This window comes from Limimaricola variabilis, assembly GCF_034371605.1.
Lineage (GTDB): Bacteria > Pseudomonadota > Alphaproteobacteria > Rhodobacterales > Rhodobacteraceae > Limimaricola > Limimaricola variabilis.
Genome location: NZ_CP139691.1, coordinates 2,101,538 through 2,127,555 on the forward strand (window position 1 = coordinate 2,101,538; position 26,018 = coordinate 2,127,555).

Annotated in this window: 26 protein-coding genes; 15 read left to right on the top strand and 11 right to left on the bottom strand. The window is 69.6% G+C overall.

The window, feature by feature from the left end:
- Positions 1-69: 69 nt before the first annotated feature.
- The 4 genes from T8T21_RS10430 (at position 70) to holA (ending at position 5,365) form a co-directional block, all read left to right on the top strand.
- The gene (locus tag T8T21_RS10430) at positions 70-1,152 is read left to right on the top strand and encodes a porin (protein ID WP_322335544.1); all 1,083 of its coding nucleotides are present in this window, start codon (positions 70-72) and stop codon (positions 1,150-1,152) included.
- A gap of 163 nt (positions 1,153-1,315) precedes the next feature.
- Positions 1,316-3,874, top strand: a complete 2,559-nt coding sequence (gene leuS, locus T8T21_RS10435; protein WP_322335545.1) for a leucine--tRNA ligase — start codon at positions 1,316-1,318, stop codon at positions 3,872-3,874.
- Positions 3,861-4,346: an LPS assembly lipoprotein LptE gene (lptE, locus tag T8T21_RS10440; protein WP_322335546.1), complete on the top strand. Its 486-nt coding sequence runs from the start codon at positions 3,861-3,863 to the stop codon at positions 4,344-4,346. The genes leuS and lptE overlap by 14 nt, the downstream gene beginning before the upstream one ends.
- Positions 4,343-5,365, top strand: coding sequence for a DNA polymerase III subunit delta (gene holA / locus T8T21_RS10445; RefSeq protein WP_322335547.1), 1,023 nt, complete (start codon positions 4,343-4,345; stop codon positions 5,363-5,365). The genes lptE and holA overlap by 4 nt, the downstream gene beginning before the upstream one ends.
- 120 nt (positions 5,366-5,485) lie before the next feature.
- Here holA and T8T21_RS10450 read toward each other — a convergent pair whose 3' ends face one another.
- The 4 genes from T8T21_RS10450 to T8T21_RS10465 all read right to left on the bottom strand — a co-directional run bounded on the left by T8T21_RS10450 (position 5,486) and on the right by T8T21_RS10465 (position 9,845).
- Positions 5,486-5,710, bottom strand: coding sequence for a hypothetical protein (locus T8T21_RS10450; RefSeq protein ID WP_183470514.1), 225 nt, complete (start codon positions 5,708-5,710; stop codon positions 5,486-5,488).
- A 100-nt stretch (positions 5,711-5,810) separates the two neighbouring features.
- Positions 5,811-6,458 carry a YjbF family lipoprotein gene (locus T8T21_RS10455; RefSeq protein ID WP_322335548.1) on the bottom strand — a complete coding sequence of 216 codons (648 nt, stop codon included), beginning with the start codon at positions 6,456-6,458 and terminating at the stop codon, positions 5,811-5,813.
- Positions 6,455-8,602 carry a YjbH domain-containing protein gene (locus T8T21_RS10460; protein ID WP_322335549.1) on the bottom strand — a complete coding sequence of 716 codons (2,148 nt, stop codon included), beginning with the start codon at positions 8,600-8,602 and terminating at the stop codon, positions 6,455-6,457. Before T8T21_RS10460 ends, T8T21_RS10455 begins: the two co-directional genes overlap by 4 nt.
- A 70-nt stretch (positions 8,603-8,672) precedes the next feature.
- Positions 8,673-9,845, bottom strand: coding sequence for a TIGR03862 family flavoprotein (locus tag T8T21_RS10465; RefSeq protein ID WP_322337483.1), 1,173 nt, complete (start codon positions 9,843-9,845; stop codon positions 8,673-8,675).
- An 86-nt stretch (positions 9,846-9,931) separates the two neighbouring features.
- Here T8T21_RS10465 and T8T21_RS10470 point away from each other — a divergent pair, with 86 nt between their 5' ends.
- Positions 9,932-10,282 carry an HNH endonuclease family protein gene (locus T8T21_RS10470; RefSeq protein ID WP_322335550.1) on the top strand — a complete coding sequence of 117 codons (351 nt, stop codon included), beginning with the start codon at positions 9,932-9,934 and terminating at the stop codon, positions 10,280-10,282.
- A gap of 4 nt (positions 10,283-10,286) precedes the next feature.
- Here T8T21_RS10470 and T8T21_RS10475 read toward each other — a convergent pair whose 3' ends face one another.
- Entirely contained in the window at positions 10,287-11,030 is a 744-nt protein-coding gene (locus T8T21_RS10475; RefSeq protein ID WP_221188714.1) for an SDR family oxidoreductase, read from the bottom strand.
- Positions 11,031-11,152: 122 nt separating this feature from the next.
- Between T8T21_RS10475 and T8T21_RS10480 the strand changes: the two genes are divergently transcribed.
- The 6 genes from T8T21_RS10480 (at position 11,153) to lpxK (ending at position 17,296) form a co-directional block, all read left to right on the top strand.
- Positions 11,153-12,667 (top strand): hypothetical protein, encoded by a 1,515-nt coding sequence (locus T8T21_RS10480; protein WP_322335551.1) that lies wholly within the window; start codon positions 11,153-11,155, stop codon positions 12,665-12,667.
- 64 nt (positions 12,668-12,731) lie between these two features.
- Positions 12,732-14,078, top strand: coding sequence for a TldD/PmbA family protein (locus T8T21_RS10485; RefSeq protein WP_322335552.1), 1,347 nt, complete (start codon positions 12,732-12,734; stop codon positions 14,076-14,078).
- The gene (locus T8T21_RS10490) at positions 14,065-14,856 is read left to right on the top strand and encodes a 3'(2'),5'-bisphosphate nucleotidase CysQ (RefSeq protein ID WP_322335553.1); all 792 of its coding nucleotides are present in this window, start codon (positions 14,065-14,067) and stop codon (positions 14,854-14,856) included. Before T8T21_RS10485 ends, T8T21_RS10490 begins: the two co-directional genes overlap by 14 nt.
- Before the next feature lie 54 nt (positions 14,857-14,910).
- Positions 14,911-15,156: a DUF4170 domain-containing protein gene (locus T8T21_RS10495; protein ID WP_183470500.1), complete on the top strand. Its 246-nt coding sequence runs from the start codon at positions 14,911-14,913 to the stop codon at positions 15,154-15,156.
- Entirely contained in the window at positions 15,153-16,298 is a 1,146-nt protein-coding gene (locus T8T21_RS10500) for a 3-deoxy-D-manno-octulosonic acid transferase (RefSeq protein WP_281372271.1), read from the top strand. The genes T8T21_RS10495 and T8T21_RS10500 overlap by 4 nt, the downstream gene beginning before the upstream one ends.
- The gene (gene lpxK / locus T8T21_RS10505; protein ID WP_322335554.1) at positions 16,295-17,296 is read left to right on the top strand and encodes a tetraacyldisaccharide 4'-kinase; all 1,002 of its coding nucleotides are present in this window, start codon (positions 16,295-16,297) and stop codon (positions 17,294-17,296) included. Before T8T21_RS10500 ends, lpxK begins: the two co-directional genes overlap by 4 nt.
- Here lpxK and T8T21_RS10510 read toward each other — a convergent pair.
- Together T8T21_RS10510 and T8T21_RS10515 are read right to left on the bottom strand one after the other, a co-directional pair.
- On the bottom strand, positions 17,283-18,161 hold the full coding sequence (locus T8T21_RS10510) for a DsbA family protein (RefSeq protein WP_322335555.1): 879 nt from the start codon (positions 18,159-18,161) through the stop codon (positions 17,283-17,285). The two genes, lpxK and T8T21_RS10510, sit on opposite strands and share 14 nt — an antisense overlap.
- A 12-nt stretch (positions 18,162-18,173) precedes the next feature.
- Positions 18,174-18,683, bottom strand: coding sequence for a DUF721 domain-containing protein (locus T8T21_RS10515; protein ID WP_183470494.1), 510 nt, complete (start codon positions 18,681-18,683; stop codon positions 18,174-18,176).
- 66 nt (positions 18,684-18,749) lie between these two features.
- On the opposite strand from T8T21_RS10515, the gene mutY reads away from it, so the two are divergent.
- Both mutY and T8T21_RS10525 read left to right on the top strand, forming a co-directional pair.
- Positions 18,750-19,805 (top strand): A/G-specific adenine glycosylase, encoded by a 1,056-nt coding sequence (gene mutY / locus T8T21_RS10520; RefSeq protein ID WP_322335556.1) that lies wholly within the window; start codon positions 18,750-18,752, stop codon positions 19,803-19,805.
- Positions 19,806-19,815: 10 nt separating this feature from the next.
- A complete protein-coding gene (locus T8T21_RS10525; protein ID WP_322335557.1) occupies positions 19,816-20,958 on the top strand; it encodes an alkane 1-monooxygenase in 1,143 nt (380 codons plus the stop codon).
- Here T8T21_RS10525 and T8T21_RS10530 read toward each other — a convergent pair.
- The 3 genes from T8T21_RS10530 to T8T21_RS10540 all read right to left on the bottom strand — a co-directional run bounded on the left by T8T21_RS10530 (position 20,955) and on the right by T8T21_RS10540 (position 23,980).
- Complete coding sequence (locus T8T21_RS10530) at positions 20,955-22,064, bottom strand: site-specific DNA-methyltransferase (protein WP_183470490.1); 1,110 nt, start codon at positions 22,062-22,064, stop codon at positions 20,955-20,957. The two genes, T8T21_RS10525 and T8T21_RS10530, sit on opposite strands and share 4 nt — an antisense overlap.
- A gap of 91 nt (positions 22,065-22,155) precedes the next feature.
- The gene (locus T8T21_RS10535) at positions 22,156-22,785 is read right to left on the bottom strand and encodes a ribonuclease HII (protein WP_322335558.1); all 630 of its coding nucleotides are present in this window, start codon (positions 22,783-22,785) and stop codon (positions 22,156-22,158) included.
- Between the two features lie 175 nt (positions 22,786-22,960).
- A complete protein-coding gene (locus T8T21_RS10540) occupies positions 22,961-23,980 on the bottom strand; it encodes a hypothetical protein (RefSeq protein WP_322335559.1) in 1,020 nt (339 codons plus the stop codon).
- A gap of 183 nt (positions 23,981-24,163) precedes the next feature.
- On the opposite strand from T8T21_RS10540, the gene T8T21_RS10545 reads away from it, so the two are divergent.
- Both T8T21_RS10545 and T8T21_RS10550 read left to right on the top strand, forming a co-directional pair.
- Positions 24,164-24,448, top strand: coding sequence for a hypothetical protein (locus T8T21_RS10545; protein ID WP_183470487.1), 285 nt, complete (start codon positions 24,164-24,166; stop codon positions 24,446-24,448).
- Between the two features lie 28 nt (positions 24,449-24,476).
- A complete protein-coding gene (locus T8T21_RS10550; protein ID WP_221188713.1) occupies positions 24,477-25,124 on the top strand; it encodes a winged helix-turn-helix domain-containing protein in 648 nt (215 codons plus the stop codon).
- Between the two features lie 8 nt (positions 25,125-25,132).
- Here the strand turns inward: T8T21_RS10550 and T8T21_RS10555 are convergent, their stop codons facing one another.
- The gene (locus T8T21_RS10555; protein ID WP_322335560.1) at positions 25,133-25,849 is read right to left on the bottom strand and encodes a Crp/Fnr family transcriptional regulator; all 717 of its coding nucleotides are present in this window, start codon (positions 25,847-25,849) and stop codon (positions 25,133-25,135) included.
- Positions 25,850-26,018 lie beyond the last annotated feature (169 nt).

Below are 26,018 nucleotides of genomic sequence, written 5' to 3' on the forward strand. Positions count from 1 at the left end.
CTCCGCGCAATGAAAACGCCAATGCTGGCTGGACTGGCATTCTCGGGAATGCAAACACGAGGGAAATTCATGAAACGCATCCTGCTCGCCTCGGCCTCGATCGTGGCCTTTGCCGGCGCCGCCGCCGCTGAAGTCACCTTCTCGGGCGAAGCCGCTCTGGGCTACAACGACACCGACGCCGTCAGCGAAGCTGACGACGACAAGGGCTTCTACTGGGACGCCGAGCTCGGCATCACGCTGACCCAAGAGCTCGACAACGGCCTGGTCGCCGCTGCCACCGTCACCACCGACCTCGTCGACAACGAGCTGTCCGACGAGCCGCTCTTCGCTGACGGCTTCGTGCTGTCGCTGACCTCCGAGACCGCCGGCCTCTACTTCGGCGACACCGACCAGGCTGCTGACCTGCGCTGGGACGGCGTGTCGGAAATGGCTCAGGACGGCTTCTCCGAGACCGATGGCGAGACCGTGCTGCGTGGTGATGTGACCGCCTACGGCCTCGACCTGTCGATGTCGGCGCTCGTCGACGACACCACCGATGGCAACATCGAGGGCGACGACGACACGCTGGACCAGTACTCGTTCGGCGCGGCCGGCGAATTCGGTGCGTTCCAGTTCTCGACCGCCTACCAGGCCGAAGAGCGTGACTTCATCGAAGAAGCCAGCGGCGACTTCAACGGCGACGAAATCTTCGGCATCTCGGTCGGCACCGCTTTCGCCGGCGCTGACGTCGACGTGGCCTACGCCCGCAACCTGTCGACCGAAGAAGACTCGACCGGCATCGAGGCCGCCTACCCGATCGGCCCGGTCACCGTCGGCGGCTTCTACGTCTCCGAGTCCGAAGGCCAGGACAGCTACGGCGTCGCCGTTGACTACGTCTCGGGCGCTCTGACCGTGACCACCGCCTACGAAGACGTCCAGGGCGACACCGACTTCGCCGTCGAGGCCGGCTTCGACTTCGGCATGGGCCTGATGGCCTACGCCGGTCTGACCGACCACGGCGACGACTACTACGTCGCCACCACCTACGAACTGGCCGAAGGCGCTTCGCTGCTCGTCTCCTACGCGAAGGACGACGACAACGACTCCGAGGACGAGATCGGCGATCCCGAGTACCAGGAAGGCACCACCGTCGAGGTGAACTTCGAGTTCTGATCCACCTGGATCACGACTTCAGGCAAGGGCGGCTCCATTGGAGCCGCCCTTCGCATTTTCGAGAGACGCTTTCGCGGGCGCGCGGGTGTGGCACAGGACGACGATGTGCAGTATCACCGCGACCGGGCCGAGACGCCCCGAACGACCATCCGAGGACACCGACATGTCGCGCTACACCGCCGCCGAGATCGAAGCCAAATGGCAGGCCGCCTGGGACGAGGCCGGCCTCTTCACCGCGCGGCGCAGCGCCGATCGCCCGAAATACTACGTGCTGGAGATGTTCCCCTACCCGTCGGGGCGGATCCACATGGGCCATGTGCGCAATTACACGATGGGCGACGTGATCGCGCGCCACAAGCTGGCCACGGGGCACAACGTGCTGCACCCGATGGGTTGGGACGCCTTCGGCATGCCGGCCGAGAACGCCGCCATGGCGTCGGGCGGCCATCCCAAGGAATGGACTTACAACAACATCGCCGACATGCGCGCGCAGATGAAGCCGCTGGGCCTGTCGATCGACTGGAGCCGCGAATTCGCGACCTGCGACCCGGAATATTACGGCCAGCAGCAGGCGCTGTTCATCGACATGCTGGAAAAGGGTCTGGTCTACCGCAAGAACGCGGTGGTGAACTGGGACCCGGTCGACATGACCGTCCTCGCCAACGAGCAGGTGATCGACGGCAAGGGCTGGCGCTCGGGCGCCGAGGTCGAGCGGCGCGAGCTGACCCAGTGGTTCTTCCGGATCTCCGACTACAGCGACGAGCTGCTGGCGGCGCTTGACGGGCTCGACGACTGGCCGGCCAAGGTCAAGCTGATGCAGGCCAACTGGATCGGCCGCTCGCGCGGGCTCGAGATGGCGTTCGGCCTGACCGAGGCCGTGCATGGTCATGACCGGATCGAGGTCTACACCACCCGCCCCGACACGCTTCTGGGCGCGAGCTTCATCGGCATTTCGCCCGACCACCCGCTGGCGCGGGCGCTCGAGAAGGAGCGCGCCGAGGTGGCCGAGTTCTGCGCCGAGGCGCGCAAGGGCGGCACCACCGAGGAGGCCTTGGAGACCGGCGAGAAGCTGGGCTTCGACACCGGGCTGAAGGTGCGCCATCCCTTCGACCAGGGCCGCGACCTGCCCGTGTGGATCGCCAACTTCGTGCTGATGGATTACGGCACCGGCGCGATCTTCGGTTGCCCCGGCCACGACCAGCGCGACCTCGACTTCGCGCGCAAATACGACCTGCCGGTGATCTCGACCTTCGCACCTGCCAAGGATGACGGCCAGCCGCTCGCCGAGGATGGCGGGCCGGCCTATGTGCCGCCCAAGACCGAGCCGGTGATCTACATCAAGGGCTTTGCCGGCGCGACCGAGCAGACCGGCGAAGAGGCGATCGACGCCGCCATCGCGTTTTGCGAGGAGCACGGCGTCGGCCGCGGCGTCACCCGCTTCCGGCTGCGCGACTGGGGCCTGAGCCGCCAGCGCTACTGGGGCTGCCCGATCCCGATCGTGCATTGCGACGATTGCGGTGCGGTGCCCGAGAAGAAGGAGAACCTGCCGGTCCGCCTGCCCGACGATGTCTCCTTCGACGTGCCGGGCAACCCGCTCGACCGGCATGCCAGCTGGCGCAACACCCCTTGTCCGCGCTGCGGCAAGGATGCGCGCCGCGAGACCGACACGATGGACACCTTCGTCGATTCCTCGTGGTATTTCGCGCGCTTCACCAGCCCCCGCGCCGAGACGCCGACCGACATGGCCGAAGCCGAGTACTGGATGAATGTCGACCAGTATATCGGTGGCATCGAGCACGCGATCCTGCACCTGCTCTATTCGCGCTTCTTCGCCCGGGCGATGCATGCGACCGGCCACCTGCCCGAAAAAGCGATCGAGCCGTTCAACGCGCTCTTCACCCAAGGCATGGTGACGCACGAGATCTACCAGACCCGTGACGCCAATGGCCGCCCAGTCTACCACCTGCCCGAGAGCGTCGAGAACGGCGCGCTCAAGGACACCGGCGAGAAGGTCGAGATCATCCCCTCGGCCAAGATGTCGAAGTCCAAGAAGAACGTGGTCGATCCGGACGCGATCCTCGCGCAGTACGGGGCGGACACCGCGCGCTGGTTCGTGCTGTCCGACAGCCCGCCCGAGCGCGACGTGGAGTGGACCGCCTCGGGCGCCGAGGCCGCGCACAAGCACCTCGCCCGGGTCTGGCGCATCGCCGACGAGATCGCCGATGCCACGGAAGGTGATGCCGCCGCCGACGAGGAGCTGCTGCGCCAGCTGCACCGCACGATCCGCGACGTCACGCTCGGGCTCGAGAGCTTCGGCTTCAACGCCGCGATCGCGAAGCTCTATGCCTTCACCTCGGTGCTGTCGAAATCGACCGCTTCTGCCGAGACGCGCCGCACCGCCGCGCGCATCCTCGCGCAGCTGATGTCGCCGATGACGCCGCATCTCGCCGAGGAGATCTGGGCGCGTCTGGGTGGCGAAGGCTTCGTCGCCGCGGCGCCTTGGCCGGTGGCCGAGGAGCGCTTCCTCGTCGAGGACAGCGTGACCATGCCGATCCAGATCAACGGCAAGCGCCGTTCCGAGATTTCGGTGCCCAAGGCGATGCCCAAGGCGGAGATCGAGGCGCTGGTGCTGGCGGACGAGGCGGTGACCCGCGCGCTCGATGGCGGCAGCCCGAAGAAGCTGATCGTGGTTCCCGGCCGGATCGTCAATGTGGTCGTCTGAGTCCTCCCGCCGGGCCTGGCTGCTGGGCGCGCTGGCGCTCGGCGGCTGCGGCTTCACCCCGGCCTATGGGCCGGGCGGCGCGGCGCCGCTGCGCGGCACCATGGCGGTCGAGACCCCGGCGACCTTCCCCGGCTACCTGCTGCGGGCCCGGCTGCTGGACCGGTTGGGGCCGGCCGAACGCCCGCGCTACCTGCTCGACATCGACGTGACCGAGGAGACCGAGCAGGCCGCGATCAGCGCGGATGGCGCGGTGCTGCGCTACCGGCTGCTCGGGGCGGCGCTTTACGCGTTGCGCCCGGTCGCGGGCGGTGACGCGCTCGCCGAGGGCACGGTCGAAGACATCGCCAGCTACTCGACGACGCTCGGCACGGTGGCCTCCGAGGCGGCCGAGCGCGACGCTCGCGAGCGGTTGGCGGTGCTGCTGGCGGACCAGATCGTGACCCGCCTGCTGGCGGTCCCCGCGCGGCCATGAAGCTCTCGACGCGCGACGCGGCCGCCTTCTTCCGCAAGCCCGACCCCAAGGTGGCGGGCGCGCTGATCTGGGGCGACGACGCGATGCGCGTGGCGCAGCGCCGGGCCGAGGTGATCGCCGGTCTCGCCGGACCGCAGGCCGAGGCGGAGATGCGGCTGACCCGCCTGCCGGCCGCCGATCTGCGCCGCGACGGCGCGGCGTTGATCGACGCGGTCAAGGCGCAGGGGTTCTTCCCTGGCCCTCGCGTGGTCTTCGTCGAGGGCGCAACCGACGGCCTGGCACCGCTCTTCGACGCCGCGCTGAAGGACTGGCGTCCGGGCGACGCGCAGATCCTGGCCACCGCCGCGCAGCTGCCTGCCAAGTCGGCCCTGCGCAAGCTGTTCGAGGCCCAGCCCCTCGCCGTGTCGATCGGTCTTTACGACGATCCACCCGGGCCCGAGGAGATCGCCGCGATGCTTGCCGCGGCGGAGGTGCCCGAGCCCGATGCCGACGGGCGGGCGCTGCTGACCGAATTGTCGCGCGCGCTCGATCCTGGCGCGTTTCGGCAGGTGATCGAGAAGCTCGGCCTCTACAAGCATGGCGACGAGAGCGCGACCACCGCGGCCGACGTCGCCTCGGTCGCCCCGCGCTCGACCGAGGCGGATGCCGACGCGCTGCTCGCGGTGGTGGCGGAGGGCCGCGCTCCGCAGATCGCGGCGCTGCTGCGGCGCCTCTATGCCCAGGGCACCACGCCGGTGTCCCTGTGCATCATGGCGCTGCGGCACTTTCGACAGCTGCATGTCGTGGCCTGCGATCCGGGGGGTCCGGGCCAAGGGATCGCCCGCCTCAGACCCCCGGTCTGGGGCCCGCGCCGCGATGCCATGGCGCGGCAGGCCTCCGGCTGGGGCCGTGACCGGCTCGAACGGGCGGTGATGCTGCTGATCGAGACCGATCTGCAGTTGCGCTCGGCAAGCCGCGCGCCGGCGCAGGCATTGGTCGAGCGGGCGCTGATCCGGTTGGCAATGATGGCCCGCCGCTAAGCTGCGGCACGGCGCGACGAGACCGGTCTCGCCCCGTATTCCATGCCCTGAAACGCGAAACGGCGGACCCGAAGGCCCGCCGTTCCAGCCATCCGACCCGAGGGCCGGAAGGTCCTGAAATCAGGAGTCGTCCGAAGCGGCCAGAGCAACCAGCGCGCCGACGGCGGCCAGCGGCAGCAGGAAGCCGAGCGGGCCAGCCAGCGAGCCGCGGGGAGCCGGAGCTTCCGGCTCGACGACGACGACCGGGGGCTCGACGATCTCGACGGCCAGACCACCGGCGAAAGCCGAGGAGGCGGTCACGGTGCCGGCGAGGGCGGCGGCGACGAGGGTCTTGGTGAGGCGCATGTCTCTACTCCAGTTGATAACAAAGCGTTAAGTCGGCTATAGCCAAGATAGGTGTATCACACAAGCTGGATGACCAGAGTCCACCCCCCGAAAAACGAAACTAAAGGTCGCTGCTGCGCAAATATGCAACACTCAGGTTGACGAACTGACGCGACGAAACGATGCGTCCGGAGCCGTCGATCCAGTAGCGATTGTCGAAGATCACGCCCTCGCCACGGCAGTTTTCGTCGAAGCGGCGGGCCTCTTTCCGCCGGTTTCCGATCTCGATCGTCTCCGCCCCTCTTGCGGTGATCGTGCAGGCGAATTCGCTGCGAACGATTCTGTCCAGCCCGTCGAGCGTCTCGTGCACGCGCAGCGCCTCGCCCCCGCCGGCGCGCAGCGCGGCGCGGCTCTGGCGGGTGTCGGCGGCCATCAGATCGTGGCTAAGACCCCGGGTCGAAACCAGCATCCCGTCATGCAGCGTGTAGGTGAAGCCTTCGGGTCCGGCGAAGGTCTCGCGCCCGCCGCTGGCGGTGAGCTGCTGCGCCGTGCCGACGATACCGATCGTCGCGAGCTCGACCCGCCGCAGCGTCGCCGGATCGGCCGCGGTCCCGGCCGGGGCAGCGGCCGCGGACGCCGCAGCGCCCCCAGTCCCGGTCAGCGACGCCAGACCGCCCTGCAACGCTGCGCCGAGTCCGGCCCCGCCGCCACAGCCCGCCAAGAGAGCCAGCGCCGTCAGCGCGCCCGTCAACCTGATCCGCATCGTCATTTCCAGAACCGTCCCCAGCCATCGTCGAGATCGTTCAGATGGCCGTCGCGGACCACCTCGTAGAGCCGCCCGTCGACCCGCAGGCGCGCGCCGCCGTCGCGTTGCAGCGAGGCCAGCGTGCTCGACGCTTCGCGCCGGGTCGGCTGCCCCACCACGTAGTCGAGCGGGATCGACACCCGGATGCCCTTGTCGAAGGAGCCTTCACCAAAGGCCTCGAAGGGCAGATCCGTCAGGGTGAAATAGCCACCGACGCTCCAGCCGTTCTCGAACTCGCGGTCGAGGATGAAGGTCGCGCCCCAGTCGCCTGCGAGGTAGCGACCGACATCGACCTGGCCGTAGAAGCGATTGTCGAAATCGTAATAGGCCGAGGCATGACCGGTGACGACGTCGTAGTCCTGGAAGCCGAGGCCGAGATCGAAGTCGCGCTGCTTGGCGTAGTTCACCTCGGCGCCGAGGCCGAGCCGGCTATCGGCGGGCTTCCACAGCACCTCGGTCGAGGCACCACCATACATCTCCTCGAGATAGCCCAGCGTCGCCCGGGTGTAGACGTCCGGCGCCAGTCGACCGTAATGCGCCAGCGTCAGGTCGCGGATGCCGGTCGTGCCCTCCTTGGCGTAGAGCGCGGCGTTGCGGCGCACCGGGTGCGGCTCGCCCTCTTCGGCCACGACCAGCTCGGGGTCCTCGCGGTTGGTGTAGAGCTGCTGGCGGAACGTGCCCGATGCGACGAGGCTGTCGGTGATCTCGTAACTGGCCGTCAACTGCGCGCCGAGTTCGAGCTGGAACGGCGCGTCGCTGTCGAAGACGGTGATCCGGCCATAGGGCGCGATCCCCCAGGAAAAGCGGTCATCGATTCGCGGCAGTTCGGCGAGACCCGCCGCCGAGCCCGCGTCGTCGAGCACGCGCCGTTGCGCCAAAGCTGCCGTGCCGCCGGCGACGTCCGCGAAGTTCTCGATGTCCGAGCGCGACAGCGTCACCGCTGAGAGCGGCACGCCGCGCTGCATCGGCTCCAGCGTGAACTGCTCGATCGAGGCCGGCAGGCCGAGGCTCAGCATCCGGGCGATCCGCCCCATCGCCTGCGCCTCGGAGCGGTAGCGGGTGTTGGTATAGCGCAGCCGCACCGCACGGTCCGACAGCTGGATCGAGGACAGCTCCACGCCCTCGGCAGCCAGCGCCTGCTGCAGCGCCGCGCCGATCGTCGCCTCGGGAATCGCCGTCCGGTCCCAGCTTTGCGCCGCGCGAGCATCGGCGTCGCGGATCCGCACCGGCACCGGCGCGGGGTCGAGCCCGGGACCATAAGGCCGCTCGGTCGGATCGATCAGGAAGGTTCCGGTCAGCGCCAGTTCCGAGCCGTAGAGCCACGACGCGCCCAGCTGCACGCCCGGCAGCGGCCGGTAGACGGCGCCGAAATTGAGCGGCGAATCGCGCTCGATCAGCCCCAGCTCGCTCTCGCGATCATAGGCGTCGGAGGAGTACTCGACCTTGAGGGTGAGGGTCTCCGAAGGCGCGTATTCCACGCCGCCAAACAGCGCCGCGTCGCCCCGGAAGAGCTGGTCCAGGGCAAAGGTGCCGCCCTCGCCGAAATCGAGGCCCGGCCGGGTGTCGAAATCCGAGGAAAGCACGCCCAGCGGGTTGTCGAAACCGCCATGCGAGCCGAGCCGCCCCCAGCCGAGGCCGGCCGAAACCCGCAGAGCGTCGCCGAAGGTCTTGGTCGCGACGAGGTACTCCGCGCCATAGGCGCCGGTGCCGAGAAAGTCCTGCAGGCCGATCGCGACCGCGGGCATGGTCGCCGTCTCGTCGTTGAAGCGGTAGCGCAGGTCGAAGCTGCGATCGAAATAGGTCTCGTCGCGTACCGATTGGCCCGGAAGCGTGTAGTCCTCGATCCGGGTATAGCGGAAGCTGCCCGAGAGGTTCGGCAGCAGCTGGAAGGTGAAGGTGGTACGGGTCTGGCCGTCGAAGGCACCGACGGTGGCGGCGATCTGGCCGTCCTTGGCGCTGAGCGCCGAGGGCGTCTCGATCAGGCCCGGCGTACCGTAGAGCGTGTAGCTCAGCCCCCGGTCGGAAACGGTTTGGGCGCTCACCGCCCCCGCCGCCAGAAGGGCCAGAAGACTCGCTGCCCCGCCCCGGCGCATCGCTCGGATCGTCATGTCGTGCTGCACTCCCTGCTCGCTTGCCGCACCCTAGCCGGGCAATCACGCAAATGAAAGCGAGCCGCGATCAGTGGCGGCGCACCGCCCAAGCTGCTGCCTCGCGTCCCGCGAGACGGCCGGTGGCGAGACAGGCGGTCAGCAAATAGCCACCGGTAGGCGCCTCCCAATCGAGCATCTCGCCCGCGGCGAAGACCCCGGGCCGCTCACGCAGCATCAACCCGTCGAGCGCGTCGAAACGCAGCCCCCCGGCAGTCGAGATCGCCTCGTCGATCGGTCGCGGTGGGCCGAGCGGTACCGGCAGGGCCTTGATCAGTGCCGCCAGGGGCCCGGGCGCGGCCGGCAGCGGCAGGGCGAATTCCTGCAGCAGCGCCAGCCGCGCCGGATCGAAGCCGAGCGTTTTGCGAAGATGATTGGAGAGGCTGGCCTTGCCGCGCGGGCGGGCCAGGCGGCGCTCCACTGTCTCCCCTTCGAGATCAGGGGCGAGGTCGAGCGCCAGCCCGGCGCCGTCGCGCAGCTCGGCCGAGACCGCGTAGATGCCGCCGCCCTCCAGCCCGCGCGCCGAAATCACGAATTCGCCCCGCACCCGCCGTGCCCCGGCGACCAGCGCAACCGGCTTGATCGCCGCGCCGAAATGCGGGCGCATATGCGCCGACCAGTCGATCTCGAATCCCATATTGGCCGGCTGGAACGGTGCGACGGCCTCGGGCAACAGCGCAGCCCAAGCCCCGTCCGAGCCGAGCCGCGACCAGCTCGCCCCGCCCATCGCCAGCACCGTGGCATCCGGTGTCACGGCTTGGCGCCCCTGCGGCGTGTCGAACAGCACCGCCGCCCCGTCCCAGCCGGCAAAGCGCCAGCGGGGGCGCAGTGAAACGCCACGCTCCTCTAGTTTGGCAAGCCAGGCCCGTAGCAGTGGTGAAGCCTTCATGACAGTCGGGAACACCCGCCCCGAGGAGCCGGTAAAGACTTCTTGGCCCAACTCCCGGGCCCAGCTCTGCAGCTCGTCCGGGCCGAACGCGCCTAGCGCGGTGCGCAGCGCCGGCGGCATCGCTCCATAGGCCGCGTCGAATTCAACCTGCGGCTCGACCTTGGTCAGGTTGAGCCCGGATTTGCCGGCCATCAGCAGCTTTCGCCCCATGGTCGGCATCTTTTCCGCGACGGTGACCTCGAGCCCTGCAGAGGCCAGGGTCTCGGCGGCCATCAGTCCCGCCGGTCCGCCACCGATCACCACCGCCCGTGCCATCATGCCCCCTGCGGCCACCTGCCGCGCCTGCCCTGCGGCCCCGGGCCGCGCTTGCCGGAGCGCCGCCCGCGCTCCATCTTTTCCCCATGCCAAGCCGTCGCGAGAAACGCCAGACCGAGGCCCTGTCCGTCGCGACCCCGCGCGAGGATCCGGTCTGCGCGCTGTGCCTGCGACCGATCCCGCCCGGCGTGCCGCAAAGCTCGCATCATCTGGTCCCGAAGCTCAGGGGCGGCACACACGGGCCGCAGGTGCTGCTACACCATATCTGCCACAAGGAAATCCACGCCACGCTGAGCGAGACCGAGCTGGCGCGCGACTACAACACGCCGGAGGCGCTGCGCGCGCATCCACGGCTGGAGAAGTTCGTGGCTTGGGTGTCGAAACGACCACCCGGCTTCTCTTCCAAGGTACCGGGCCGCCGCCGCGTCCGCGACTGAGCGATCAGGCCAGACCGATCCGCCGCCGGATGCCCTCGTCGCGCAGCGACACTTCCTGGCCCATCTGGTCCTTGGCCCGGTCCGAGCACATCCAGACCAGCGCCTTGGCGGGCCATTCGGGCGGAATGTGGACCGACCAGTCGAGCCGGCTCACCGCGTTGATGCCCGAAGCCTTGATCTCGCGCTGCATCTGGGTGGCGACGGTGCCGGGCGACAGCCCCATCGCGCGGATGCCCCGGCCACGGTATTCGAGGTCGAGCGAGCGGGTCAGCATCGCCGCCCCGGCCTTGGAGGCGCAATAGGCCGACCAGCCCTCGACGGCGTTGTGCGCTGCGCCCGAGGAAACGGTGATGATGGTGCCGCCGCCCTGCTCGAGCATCACCGGCAGCGCCGCGCGCATGCCGTTGAAGACACCCTTGAGGTTGATGTCGATCACCTTGCCCCAGGCCTCGGGGTCGAGATCGCCCATCGCGCCGATCGGTTCGATCGCGCCGGCATTGTTGACCATCACGTCGAGTCGGCCGAACGCCTTGACGCAGGCCTCGACCGCCGCCTCCATCTCCCAGTAGCGGCTGACGTCGCAGGGAATGGCGAGCGCGGACTCGCCCAACTCCTTGGCGATGTCCGACAGCGCCTCGGCGCTGCGGGCCAGTAGCGCGACACGGGCCCCGGCGCGGGCGAACTCGCGCGCCGCCGCCGCGCCGATGCCGCGGCTCGCGCCGGTGATCAGAACCGTCTTTCCCTGCATCGTGATCTCCCCCCGCTTTCGCCTTTCGTCCAGCCTAGCGGCGGCCTAGTCTGCGGTCCAGCACGCCGGAGGTCCGGCAGGGCGGGCATGGCCCGCGACAGGAATGCGAGGAGGGCCCGGGCATGGCCGGATTGTCGAAAACCACAGCAATCGGTGCGCTGCTCGTGCTGGCGCCCGCGGCGCAGGCCCAGGTCACCGCCGAACAGGTCTGGCAGGACTGGCAGGAAGGCGCGGCCCGGCTTGGGGAGACCCGGATCGAGACCGGCGCCGAGAACCGCGCGGGCGACACGCTGACCGTGACCGATCTGGTGCTGACCATGCAGGGCGAGGATGGCGAGCTGGTCGTGCGGCTGCCCGAGATCACCTTCACCGAAGCCGGCGATGGCACGGTCGAGGTGACGCTGCCCGAATCCTACCCGATCGAGATCACCGGCACCGACGAGGAGGGCGTCGAGGCGGCGATCGACCTGGCGGTCCGGCAAGAAGGGCTCGAGGTGACGGTAAGCGGCGCGCCCGAGGCGATGCGCTACGATTATGCCGCGACCCGCTACGCGCTGGAGCTTGAGCGGCTGACCGAAAATGGCGAGGTCGTGCCCGCCGAGGCGGTGCTGACGCTCGATGCGCCCGTCGGCAGCTATCTCGCGACCACGGCCCCGGACGGGCTGCGGCGCACCGAATACGATCTCGTCGCCGGCAACCTGTCGCTGTCGCTGGACGGCGCCGACACCGAGGAGGGCGGCACCGTCGCGATCGACGCGGCGGTGGCCGATGTCGCCCTCTCCGGCGTGCTGGCCCTGCCCGAGGGCATGGAGGAATCCGAAGCGCTGCCCGAGGATTTCGTCCTCGACTTCGACTACGCCACGGGTCCGGCGCTGGTCGAATTCTCGGGTGATGGCCCGCAAGGCCGCGCCTCCGGCACCGCCCGCACGGCGGGCAGCACGGTGGCACTGGCCCTCGACCGGTCCCGCGCGACCTATGATTCCTCGACTCGGGGGCTGGAGCTGCGGCTGACCGAAAGCCCGCTGCCCCTGCCGATCGAGATCGGCGTCACCGAATACGGCTTCGGCGTCGACGCGCCGCTGGCCGCCCAGGCGGCGCCGCAGGATTTCTCGGCCCGGCTGACCCTCGACGGTCTGACCGTGGGCGAGCCGGTCTGGCGGCTGTTCGATCCGCAGGCCGTGCTGCCGCGCAGCCCCGCCTCGCTGATCGCCGAGTTCACCGGCGCCGCGACGCTGCCGCAGGATCTCACCGACCCCGAAACCGCCGAAGCGGTGGGCGAAGAGGCGGCGATGGCCGAGGCCGCGCCCGAGATCGAGCGCCTGACGCTGGAACGGCTGGTGCTGCGGCTCGCCGGGGCCGAGATCCTCGGCGATGGCGCATTCGTGTTCGACAACTCGGACCTGGAGACCTTTCCAGGCTTTCCCCGGCCGGAGGGCAAGCTGGAGCTGAAGGCCACCGGGCTCAACACGCTGATCGAGAACCTGGCCAAGCTGGGCGCGCTACCGGCCGAGCAGCTGATGAGCACGCGGATGATGCTGGGGCTGTTCACCACGCCGCTGGGTCGCGACGAGCTCGGCTCGACCATCGAGGTCACGCCGGAGGGCCATGTCATGGCCAATGGCCAGCGGTTGAAATAAGCCGCGCTTTCCCGCCCGCCGCCGGCGCGCTAGATGGTCGGGCGACAGACCGAAAGGACCCGCCATGACCCTCCAGCTCGCCGATCTGACCGCCCAGATGCTCGAGGCGGCACGCCGCGCCGGGGCCGAGGCTGCCGACGCGGTCGCGGTCGACGGCACGGCGCTGTCGATCGACGTGCGCGAAGGGCGGCTGGAGCAGGCCGAGCGTTCCGAGGGCATCGACATCGGATTGCGCGTGCTGATCGGGCGCCGGCAGGCGGTGGTGTCCTCCTCGGATGCGCGCGACGCCACGATCGAGACCATGGCCCAGCGCGCGGTGGCGATGGCACGCGAAGCGCCGGAAGATCCGCATGCCGGTCTCGCCGACCCGTCGCAGCTCGCCCATGACACCGATTCGTCGCGCCTCGAGATGTACGACCCTGCGCCCGAGCCGGATCCTGCCGGGCTCGAGGAGGATGCCCGCCGGGCCGAAGCCGCGGCGCGGGGCGTCGACGGCGTCACGCAGGTGCAGGGCGCCAGCGCCGGCTATGGGCGGCGGCGCATCCACCTCGCCGCGAGCAACGGCTTTTCCGGCGGCTACGCGCGGTCGGACCGGGCGATCTCCTGCGTGGCGGTCTCCGGGACCGGCACCGGGATGGAGCGCGACTGGGACGGCGACAGCCGGATCTTCCAGTCCGAACTGCGCAGCCCCGAGGAGATCGGCCGGCTGGCGGGCGAGCGCGCCGCGGCACGGCAGAACCCGCGCCGCCCCCGCACCGGCAAATACCCCGTGCTGTTCGACGAACGAATCTCGTCATCGCTGATCGGGCATCTGCTCTCGGCGATGAACGGCGCCGCGATCGCGCGCGGATCGAGCTGGCTCTTGGGCCACGAAGGCGATCTGGTGCTGCCCGAGGCGCTGTCGCTGATCGAGGAGCCGCATCGTCCGCGCGCCTCCGGCTCCCGGCTGTTCGACGGCGAGGGGCTGCCGACGGCCACGCGCATGCTGGTCGAGGAAGGCGTGCTGACCGGTTGGGTCCTCGATCTCGCCACGGCGCGGAAGCTCGGGCTCGAAAGTACCGCCAACGCGGCGCGCGGCACCACCTCCCCGCCCTCGCCCGCCGTCACCAATGTCCGCCTGACCGAAGGCTCCGCGACCCGCGACGATCTCATCGCCCAGATGGGCACCGGGCTTCTGGTCACCTCGCTGATCGGCTCGACCATCAACCCCAACACCGGCGACTACTCGCGCGGCGCCTCGGGGTTCTGGGTCGAAAAGGGCGAGATCATGCACCCGGTCAACGAATGCACCATCGCGGGCAATCTGCGCGACATGCTGCGCAGCCTCGTGCCGGCGAACGACGCCCGCCAGCATCTGAGCCGCATCGTGCCGTCGCTTCTGGTCGATGGAATGACCCTTGCCGGCGACTGATCACAGCGGCGACCTCGCGCTGCTGGTCGAGGCAGCGCGCGCGGCCGCGGAGATCGCCTGCGCCTTTCGCGCGCCGGAGGTCTGGGACAAGCCGAACGATGGTGGGCCGGTCTGCGAGGCCGATCTCGCCGTCGATGCGATGCTGCGCGAGCGGCTCGGCGCGGCCCGGCCTGCCTATGGCTGGCTGTCGGAGGAGACGGCCGACGCGCCCGAGCGGCTCGCGGCCGAGCGGATCTTCATCGTCGATCCGATCGACGGCACCCGCGCCTATCTCGAGGGCAGCCGCGACTGGGCGCATTCGCTCGCCGTCGCCGAACAGGGCCGGATCACGGCCGCCTGCGTGCTGCTGCCGCAGCGCAACCTGCTCTACACCGCGACCGCGGGCGGCGGCGCCCGGCTCAACGGTGCGCCGATCCGCGCCAGCGGGGAAACCGACCCGGCCTGCGCGACGCTGCTTGGGCCGCGTCTGGCGATGAGCCCCGAGCATTGGTCCGGGGGCGAGGTCCCGCCGCTGCGCCGCGCCTTCCGCTCGGCGCTGGCCTGGCGGCTGTGCCTGCTGGCCGAAGCCCGCTTCGACGCGATGCTGACGATCCGGCCGACCTGGGAGTGGGACATCGCCGCCGGCAGCCTGATCCTGACCGAGGCGGGCGGCATCGCCACCGACCGGCGCGGGGCGGCACTCACCTTCAACAAGCCGCACCCGCAATCCGACGGAGTGTTGGCCGGCGGCGCGCTGCATCCGATGCTGCTCGGGCTGCTCGACCCCGCCGCCGCTTGACCCCGTGCGGTCGAGGCGTAATTTGCGCCCCTGAGCCAAACCTGAGGATATCCCATGACCCAGCGCCTGCATCTCGTCTTCGGCGGCGAGCTCGTTGACCCGTCCAAGAACGTGTTCCGCGACACCGACGACATCCATATCGTCGGCATGTATCCCGACTATGCCAGCGCCTATGCGGCCTGGAAATCCGAGGCGCAGCGCACCGTCGACAACGCGCATATGCGCTACTTCATCGCGCATATTCACCGGCTGCGCGACGAGGAGAAGGCCGCATCGCCGACCGAGGAACTCGGCAACTGAGACAGCCGCCCGCCGATCCCGCCAAGCGGCCACCGGGGGCGCTGGTCTGGGTGCATTGCCCGGACCCCGCGCGCAGCCCCGCCGTGGCGGCATTGGCGCGGCGGCTGGAGGAGGAGCGCGATCCGCTCACGCTTCTCCTGACCGCCCCGGCGCGGCTGCGCGGTGCGCCGCGCAACCTGCTGCAATGGCCCCCCCTGTCCGACAGCCGCGCGGCGACGCAGGATTTCCTGACGCGCTGGAAGCCCGACATGCTGGTCTGGATGCGCGGTCCGGTGCAGCCATCGGTGCTCGCCGAGACCGGCCGGGCGGGGCTGCCCGCGATCATGGTCGATGCCGAGGCGGAGAACGTCGCACTGGCGGGTGGTGGCTGGCGCCCCGGCGCGCGCCGCGCCGCCTTTCAGGGCTTCGAGCGGCTCCTGGCGGCCAATGGCACTGCCGCGGCGCGGCTGCGGCGGATCGGCGTCGAGCCCGCCCGCATCGAGATCGCCGGCCGGCTCGACGCCACGCGCCCCCTGCCCACCTGCCACGACCGCGACCGTGACGACCTCGCCCGGGCGATCGGGTCGCGCCCGGTCTGGCTGGTCGCGGGCGCAGTGGAGGCCGAGCTCGACGCCCTCGCCGCCGCCCAGCGGCAGGCGAGCAAGCGCGCGCATCGGCTGCTGATGATTCTGGCCCCCGCCCAGGATGCGGCGGCCCAGCCGATGGCGGCGCAGTTGCGCCAGATGGGCTTCGTGGTGGCCGAGCGGCTGGAGGGCGAGGAGCCGGACGAGGCGACCGAGATCTACGTCGCCGACGGGCCGGGCGAGATCGGGCTGTGGTACCGGCTAGCGCCGATCACTCTGCTCGGCGGCACGCTCTCGGGCGGTGCCAGCCGCGACCCGATGGAGCCCGCCGCGCTCGGCTCGGCGGTGCTGCACGGGCCGCAGACCGCGGCGCATGGCCCTGCCTTTGCCCGCCTCGCCGCCGCCGGGGCGTGCCGGGCGGTGCGCGGCGCCGCCGATCTCGGCCAGGCGGTCGAGGCGCTGCTGGCCCCCGATCGCGCCGCGATGCTGGCGAAATCCGCCTGGGAGGTGGCCACCGAGGGCGCGGAGGCGACTAACCGTACCATCGACCTGATTCACCACGTGCTGGAGCGGTCGTGAGAGCGCCCGCCTTCTGGGACGGCGACCCCGCCCGCCCCGGCCCGCGCGCCCGCGCGCTGGCGCCGCTGGCCGCGCTCTACGCCACAGCCACCGCGCGGCGCGTCGCCCGCCCCGGCTGGCGCGCGCCGGTCCCTGTGATCTGCGTCGGCAATCTCAACGCCGGAGGTACCGGCAAGACCCCGACCGCCATCGCGCTGATGCAGAAGCTGGCCGCGCGCGGCATCGCGGCGCATGTGGTGAGCCGGGGCCATGGCGGCCGGCTCGAAGGCCCTGTGCAGGTCGAGGAGCGGCGCCATACGGCGGCCGATGTCGGCGACGAGCCCTTGCTGCTCGCGGCGTTCGGCCCGGTCTGGGTGGCGCGCGACCGCGCCGCCGGCGCGCGGGCGGCTGTTGCGGCGGGCGCCGAGGCGATCATTCTCGATGACGGGTTCCAGAATCCCGCGCTGACCAAGGATCTGTCGATCGTGGTGGTCGATGCGGTGCGCGGTTTCGGCAATGGCCGCGTGATCCCGGCCGGGCCCCTGCGCGAGCCGGTCGCCACCGGCCTGGCGCGGGCCGACATGGTGCTGTCGATCGGCGGCGCGGCGGGTCAGGCGCGTTTCGCCCAGCAGTGGGGACGCGCCTTGGGGGACCTGCCCCATCTCACCGGCAGGCTCGCGCCGCTGATGACGGGCATGGTCTGGGAGCGGATGCCGGTGCTGGCCTTTGCCGGCATCGGCCACCCGGAGAAGTTCTTTGCCACCTTGCGGGGGCTTGGTGCCGATTTGCGGCGGGCCGAGGCCCTCGGCGACCATCAGCCGCTGACACCGGCGCTGATGGCGCGGCTGGAGCAGGAGGCACGCGCCCTGCCGGCGCAGCTGGTGACAACGGAAAAGGACGCGGTGCGTCTGCCCGCGTCCTTCCGTTCCAAGGTACTGACCCTGCCGGTCCGGCTCGAATGGGGCGATCCCGCCCCGCTCGATGCCGCGCTGGACCGGATTGGGCTTACTCCTCGATAAGACCGTCGATGATCTCGGCCATGTCTTCCCAGGCCATGTTGGCGTGCTTTTCGCCATTGATCAGGAAGGTCGGCGTGGCGCTGATCTCGTCGGCCTCGGCATTCGCCTCGTACCAGTCCACCAGCGCCTGAGCCTGCTCGCCATCGGTCATGCAGGCTTCGAGCTGGGCCTCGTCGAGCCCGGCCGACAGACCCAGTTCGCGCAGCTTGGCCGCGATCGCCGCCGGGTCGCCGCCCGCCGCCCAGTCGCGCTGCTGCTCGTAGAGCAGGTCGGCGATGCCGAAGAACTTCTCTTCACCGCCGCAGCGCGCGATCATCGAGGCCCACAGGCCGGGCCGGTCGAAATAGACCTCGCGGTAGACGAAGCGCACGCGCCCGTCCTCGATGTAGTCCTGCAGTTGCGGATAGCTGGTCTCGTGCCAGTTCTGGCAGTGCGGGCAGGTGAAGGAGGCGTATTCCATCACCGTGACCGGCGCGTCCTCGGCGCCTTGCACCATCTCGATGATGCCTTCCTCGGCGGGCGCCGCGTCGGCGTCGGTCGCAGTCTCGGCTTCGGCTTCGGCTTCGGCTTCGGCTTCGGCTTCGGCTTCGGCTTCGGCTTCGGCTTCGGCTTCGGCTTCGGTACCTGCCTCCTCGGCGGTGTCTACATCGGCCTCGGTTTCAGCCTCTGCTTCGCTCTCCGACTCGGCTTCGGTCTCGGCGGCTTCCGCTTCCGCCTCGGCTTCCATTTCAGTGGTGCTCTGCGCCTCGGTCTCGACCGCGGTCCCGGCTTCCGCCTCGGCGGCCTCCTGGGCGGTCAGCGGCGCGGCGAGCGCCATCCAGCCCAGCGCGGCGGTCAGGGCGATGGTGGAGCTTGCGAGTTTCATGGCGTGTTCCTGTCAGTTCCGTCGTTTGGACAGGACATTGGCAGCCAAGGCCTCGAGCGCAAGTCGCAATTCCGTGTCCCCCACGCCCTCGGCGGTGCGCGCGGCGCGCGCCTTCACCTCGGGATCGGGGGCGACGGGCGCGGCTTGCGGCGCGGGGGCGAACTCCGCTTGCCCCTCGGCAAAGCCGGTCGGCGCGGTCTGGGTGATCCGCACCTTGGAGATCGCGCGGTAGCCGTAGCAGGCGTTGACCCGCTCGCGGATCGATTCGGCCTGCATCGACAGCATCGGGGCATGGGCGCCGGTGGTGAGCAGCGTCAGCGTCGCGCCGAGCCCGTCGCGGCCATAGCCGATCTTCACCGGCCGGGCGATCCGGGCGGTATCGGCGCCGACGATCTCGGCCCAGTGGGTCAACAGCCGCGTCACCGCGAATCCCCGCGCCTCGGAGGCCGAGCGGATGCGCGACTGCAGCAGGCCAGAGGCCTGCGCAAAACCGCGTGTGGTGGAGTGGCGTCGCTGTTTCATGACAGCGCCCACCCTACTAGATGGGACGGGGGCCGGACCAGAGGGGACGACGTGCAGGAGACCGAAATGACCGCCGCGCTGCTGGCGTGGTACGACCGACATGCCCGCCTCATGCCGTGGCGCACCGGCCCGGCGGAAAAGGCCGCCGGCATCCGCCCCGATCCCTACCGCGTCTGGCTCTCCGAGGTGATGCTGCAGCAGACCACCGTGGCGGCGGTGCGGAAGTATCACGAGCGATTCACCTCGCTCTGGCCGAGCGTGGCCGATCTCGCCGCCGCCGAGGACGCCGATGTCATGGCCGAATGGGCGGGGCTCGGATATTACGCTCGCGCCCGCAACCTGCTCAAATGCGCCCGGGCCGTGATGGCCGATCACGGCGGGCGATTCCCCGACACCCACGACGCGCTGATCGCGCTGCCCGGCATCGGCCCCTACACAGCCGCCGCGATCGCCGCGATCGCCTTCGACCGGCCCGAAACGGTGGTCGACGGCAATGTGGAGCGGGTCATGTCCCGGCTCTTCGACGTCTCGACACCGCTGCCGGCGGCCAAGCCCGAACTCACCGACCATGCCGCCCGGCTGACACCGCGCGACCGCCCCGGCGATCACGCGCAGGCGGTGATGGATCTCGGCGCGACGATCTGCACGCCCCGCAACCCGGCCTGCGGCATCTGTCCGCTGCGCGCGCCCTGCCTCGCGCGCCAGCGCGGCACGCAGGACGACCGGCCCGTCAAGGCGCCGAAGAAGCCCAAGCCGCAGCGGACCGGCTATGCCTATGTCGGGCGACGCGCCGACGGCGCATGGCTGGTTGAAACGCGTCCCGACAAGGGGCTGCTCGGCGGGATGCTGGGCTTTCCCGGATCGGAATGGGGCGAAACGCCCGAACCCACCCCGCCGCTTCGCGCCGAATGGCGCCCAGCGGGCGAGGCGCGGCACGTCTTCACCCATTTCGCGCTGACGCTCACCGTGATGGTGGCCGAGCTGCCGCCCGCCAATCCCGAGCGGGGCCATTTCCTCGCCGCCGACCGCTTTGATCCAACCGCCCTGCCGACCGTGATGCGCAAGGTGCACGAGGTCGCTGCCCCGCATCTCGACGTTGAGCGGCCGGGGGCCTCCGGCTAGGCTGCCGCGCATGACCACGCTCCCCGCCGCTCGCGCCTCTCTCCTAGCAGCGCTCCCCTATTGGGTGTCGCTGCTGACGCTGCCGCTGGCGGCCCTCGCGGCGCTCTGGGGCGGCTGGTGGGTGCTGCTGTTGCCCGCCTTTGCGTGGCTTCTGTTCGACATCCTCGACCTCGTCGGCGGGCTCGACACCACGAACCCCGACCCCGAGACGCCTGATGCAGCGCTGTTCTGGCACCGGCTGCTGACCATGATCTGGGTGCCTGCGCAGGCGGCGATGACCTTCGGCCTCATCGCCTATGCCATCCGCGCCGGCCATCTCGGCGGCTGGGAGAAGATCGGTCTCTTCGTCGGCCAGGGGGTGATCTCGGGCGCGGTCGGCATCGTCTATGCGCATGAGCTGCTGCACCAGCGCGACCGAGTCGAACGCTGGTTTGGGGACATCCTGCTCGCGATGGTGCTCTGGTCGCCCTTCCGCTCGCATCACCTGCGCGTCCATCACCTCCATGTCGGCACCCCGGCCGACGTGGTCACTGCGCGCTACAACGAGGGCTTCCACCGGCACTTCTTTCGGGTGCTGTGGCGGATGCCGCGCGACGCCTGGCGGGCCGAGGCCCGGCTTCTGGCGCGCAAGGGGCTGACGATGCGCAGCCGCAAGAACCCGTTCTGGCGCTACGCCGCGCTACAAGCGGGGATGTTGGGGCTGGCGCTGGTCTTGGGCGGCATCGAGGGACTAGCGCTGTTCGCGTTGCAGGCCTTCGTCGCGATCTGGCAGCTGGAGCTGGTGAATTACATCGAGCATTACGGGCTGACGCGAAAGCATCTCGGAGGGGGGCGCTACGACCACGTGCAGCCGCGCCACTCCTGGAACGCCGAGCACCGTGCCTCGAACCGGCTGCTGATCAACCTGCAACGCCATTCGGACCATCACTACAAGCCCGACCGTCGCTATCCGCTGCTGCAGACCTACCCCGAGGACGAGGCGCCGCAGCTGCCGCAGGGCTACCCGATCATGGGGGTGGCGGCGCTGATTCCGCCCGTCTGGCGGCGGATGATGAATCCACGCGTGCGCGCCTGGCGCAGGCGCTTCTATCCTGAGGTCACGGATTGGGGCCCCTACAAGCGGGGCGAGCTACCACTGCCGCGCGGCGCCTAGTCGCCGGCCATCTCCGCCCGCACCTGCTGGCGCAAGAGGTCGATCGGCACGGTCGCGCCGTCGCGCTTGAAGTGCCAGTAGGTCCAGCCATTGCAGGACGGCGCGCCTTCGAGCTGGGCACCGACCTGGTGGATCGAGCCCTTGGCCTCGGAGCAGACCAGCGTGCCGTCGGCGCGCACCCGCGCCTTGTGGCGGCCGTTCAGGCTGTGCAGCACCTCGCCGGGCCGCAGCATGCCGCGCTCGACCAGAACGCCGAAGGCGACGCGCGGCTCAGCACGTTTGGAGGTCGAGACCTGCAACGCGTCCGAATCATAGGCCCGCACCTGCGCGATCCGGGCCTCGGCGACGCGGCGGTAATCGGCCTCGCGCTCGATGCCGATGAAGTCACGGCCCATCGCCTTGGCCACGGCGCCGGTGGTGCCGGTACCGAAGAACGGGTCGAGAATCACGTCGCCGGGGTTGGTGGTCCCCAGAATCACCCGGTGCAGCAGCGATTCGGGTTTCTGCGTCGGATGCGCCTTCTGGCCGTTCTCGTCCTTGAGCCGCTCGTGCCCGGTGCAGATCGGCAGCACCCAGTCAGAGCGCATCTGCACGCCCTCGTTCAGCGCCTTCAGCGCCTCGTAGTTGAAGGTGTATTTCGCGCCCTCGGACTTCGAGGCCCAGATCAGCGTCTCATGCGCGTTGGTCAGCCGCTTGCCGCGGAAGTTCGGCATCGGGTTCGACTTGCGCCAGACCACGTCGTTGAGAATCCAGAACCCCTGGTTCTGCAGCTCGGCGCCGAGGCGGAACACGTTGTGATAGCTGCCGATCACCCAGATCGCGCCATGCGGCTTGAGGATGCGGCGCGCCTGCTTCAGCCAGGCGCGGGTGAAGGTGTCATAGGTCTTGAAGCTGGCGAAGCTGTCCCACTCGTCATCCACCGCGTCGACGCGGGAATTGTCAGGGCGCATCAGCTCGCCCTTGAGCTGGAGGTTGTAGGGCGGGTCGGCAAAGACCAGGTCAACGCTCTCGTCCGGCAGCTTTTTCATCTGCGCCACGCAGTCGCCCGACAGAATAGTGTTCAGGGGGAGGCTGGCCGCCCCCCGGCTCGTCGTCTTGGTGGTCATGGAAAACGCCTCTGATCCGCGGCGGTGGCCCGCTTCGTGGTTGTGGATAAATATGATTCAGAGGTGAGTCGGTGTCAAAAACTTTTTCGAATCAGTCAGTTGCGATTGCGCCTTGATACAAGATGTTGTGGATAGGCTTGAAGCTTCGCCTATGGTGGGGCGTAACCCCCAGATCCAGTAGGGCAGCCTTGTGCTGGGCCGTTCCATAGCCCGCATTGGTTTCCCAACCGTAACCCGGATGCTCACGGGCCAACTGCGCCATGATCGCGTCACGCGCCACCTTGGCGACGATAGAGGCAGCGGCGATCGACAGCGACCGCGCATCGCCGCCCACCAGCGTCTCGCAGGGATGGTTGAGGCCGCGCGGGACCATGTTGCCATCCACAAGCACATGACAGGGCGGGGCCTGCAGCCCGGCGATGGCGCGGACCATCGCCAACTGCGCGGCACGCAGGATGTTGTGGGTTTCGATCTCATCGACGCTGGCATGCGCGACCGACACCTCGGCCACGACATGCAGCTCTTCGGCCAGCGCCATGCGGCGCCGCGCCGTGAGCCGCTTCGAATCGTCGAGGCCTTCGGGGATGCGATCGGGATCGAGGATCACCGCCGCCGCCGTGACCGGCCCGGCCAACGGGCCGCGCCCGACCTCGTCGACGCCGCAGATCCGGGCAAGGCCGCGCGCATGGGCGAGGGTTTCGAAGGTGTAATCGGGAGGCATGCAGGGCTTGTGGCGCAGCCCGGGCGGCCGATCAAGACGCGGGGCGCAGGCTTCATCGGGAAACCGCCCAAGGCTGGACGCGAGGCCGCCGGAAAGAAATGGGGGGCGGGGTTGATCCCCGCCCCCGGGGGCGATGCGGCAACTGGGGCAAGAGCCGCATCACTGCACGACCGTTTTACCGGACGGCAACTCGGTAGCCGCGACCGCGCAGGCACTGCGTGTCGTAGCCGGATGTGATTCTCTCGCCGTCGCGACCGGTGACGGCGCAGTCGAGCGGCAGGCTGCGGGCCAGCACCGGGTAGTCGTCGAGGCAGTCGCCATCGACCACCGAGGCGGCCTCGAAGCCGGTCTGCGCGCGGCGCAGGCAGGCGAAGGGGATCTCGCCGGTGGCCACCGGGGTGGTGGTCTGCGGCATGGGCGTGGCGGCGGAGCTCGCCGAGGGCTGCCAGTCACGCAGCAGGTCGGGCGTCACCTCCGAACGCGGGATCGGCGGTAGCTGCTCGGCGGTCGACGCGCGGGGTGCGGTCTGCGCAGCCGCCTGACGCTGGGCCTCAGCGGCGCGCTCAATCTCGGCACGGCGCGCGGCCTCGGCCTGCCGCTCGATTTCGGCGCGACGCGCTTCTTTCTCGGCGGCGGCACGGGCTTCGGCCTGCGCCTGCGCTTCTGCCTGGGCGCGGGCCTCGGCCTGCGGATCACCCAGATCGAGCCCGAATTCGCGGGCGAGCGCGGCGACACCGGCCTCGGCACCCTGCCCCGCCACGATCGCGCTCAGCGCGCCCAGCGCGGCGCGGGTGCGGGCGTCGGTCCCGCCTTCGCGCGCGGCTTCGGCAGCCTCTTCGAGAGCTTCGCGCCGCTCTTCTCTTGCCTCTTCGAGAGCCTCGCGGCGCTCTTCTTCTGCCTCGTGCCGCTCTTCCCGGGCTTCTTCGCGCGCCTTGTTGCGGGCCTTCGCAGCTTTCTTGGCGGCCTTGCGGTCTTCCTTGGCGGCTTTCTTCGCAGCCTTCTCCCGCTCCTTGGCCGCCTTTTCGCGTTCCTTGTCGCGCTCCTTCTTGGCGGCCGCGCCGATCACGCCGATCGCCACCAGGCTGCCGATCAGCCGGCCCATGTTCTCGTCGCTCTGGGCGCGTGCGGGCGCGGCGCTCACGCCGGTCAGCGCAAGGGACAGCGAAAGGGTCGCGGCGATGAGGCGTCGTGCCATGGGGGATCTCCGTCAGTCATGCGGCTCCCGATGGAGCGGATACCCTGCGGCCGGCCGATCGTGCGGGGCCGGGTTGGACAGGTCTTGGCTGCAAAATTGGGGCAAGCGCGGCGTCAGGCAATAACGTCGCCTCCTCGCGGGGGCGTTATTGAATAGCGGCTGCCCCGAACGCATTGTGAGACCATGAAAACCATCGCCCTCACCCTGACCCTCCTGGCCTTCTCCGCCGTATCGGCGCAGGCGGCCTGTTACGCCGACTATAAAGCCAAGCGCGACGATCCGCTCAGGCTGCATTACGGCGTTGCCGAAATCTCCCCGCCATGCGACCAACCCGATGCCGCCGCGGACGAGCTGCGCCCGCGGCTCGGCTCGGATGGCTGGACGCTCCTGTCCATCGTGAGCCTGTTCGGCGAAGATGGACTGGAGAAAAGGCGGGACAGTGCAGGCGATTACTACCTCCGCTACTGAGGCGCGACAGGCGGGCAACCGGATCGTGATGGCGGGATTGGCCGCGATCGCCGCTCTGCTTGTCGGCGCGGCGATCCTGCTTTTCGTCAATCTGCCGGATGCCAACGCCTTCAACGCCCGGGTCGAGCAGCTCTTCGTCGAGAATGACGACCTGACCGCGCAGGCCGAGATCAAGCTTCTGGAGATCCTCGCACAGTCCGGCACCGCCTTTTCGGAGACGCTGTCGAGCTATCGCTTCGTGATCTTCGTGCTGCTGACCTTCGCGCTGGCGATGCTGGTGGCGGCCGTGACCTTCCTGTTGATGCTGATCCAGCTCAACCGCCGCATGGGCCGCATCGAGCGCAAGGGGATCGAGGTCAACTCCCTAGTCATCGCGCGCGACCAGAACGCCGTGCATCTCAACGATTTCGAGTTCAAGCTGACGCCCGCGGCGATCGAAACGCTGTCGGTGCTGGCCGAGGCGCGGATGGATGACGAGGTGCTGTCTGGCGCACAGATCGAGGCGGTGATCTCGGGCCGTTCGGAGGCCGACTGCGACGAGGCGGCGGGCGCGACCCGGATCAAGCGTCTGCGCGACAGCCTCGGCAATCAGCTGGTCAGCGAACTCCTGGTGCGCAACATCGCCAAGCGCGGCTATGTGCTGTCGATCGACAAATCGGTGATCCGGATGAACTGACCGGCGCTTCAGCCGCCGATCAGCCGGGCATATTCCGCCTCCGGCACGCCGTAGCAGCCGCCGACCATCTCCTCGAGCCCTTCGCGGTCGAGGATCCGGATCAGGCCGCGCGTCGCCCGCACCAGCCCCTGCCCCTCGAGGATGTGCAGCGACACGGTGACCCCGGCGCGGCGCACGCCCAGCATCACCGACAGGAAATCATGGGTCAGCGGCACTTCGTCGGTGCCGGTCCGATCCTGGCACATCAGCAGCCAACGGGCGAGACGGGCGTCGAGCTTGAGCTTGGCGTTGGCCAGCGCGGTATGCGCGGTCTGGACCGACAGCGCATGGCAGTAGTGCAGCAGCCGCTCGCGCAGCGGCTCATGCGACAGCGCCGCCCGCAACCGCTCGGCCTCGAGGCGGAAGCCGCTGCCACCGATCTGCACGGTGGTCTGGTGCGGCGCCCGGTCGGTGCCGAGCACCAGCATCGAGCCCGACATGCCCTCGCGACCGATCAGCCCGGCCTCGATCTGTGCGCTGCGCTCGCGGCTCATCGCGACGATCGAGATCACGCCACTGGTCGGGAAGTAGACATGCTCGACGGGCTCGTCCGGCTCCTCGATCACCATTCCCTGGGGCAGGTCGACCGGCACGAGATGCCGCGCCAGTGGCTCGGCCCATTCCACCGCCATCCGGGTCAGCAGCAGGTTACCATCCCGGGAGGTCCCGTTGTCGTCGAGCTTCATCAATGCCTTCTCGTCCTGGGCCGCTCCGCGGCCGCAGCCGTGGCTTTGGCGGGCGTCGTCCCGGAGTTCGTCGCGCCCGTAGCCATTTGCTACTTCTGCGCCGGAACAAGTTCCAGTATCCGGTGAGATTCTGTGCGGACCCGCACAAAGGGTTCCAGCGCGATCGGGT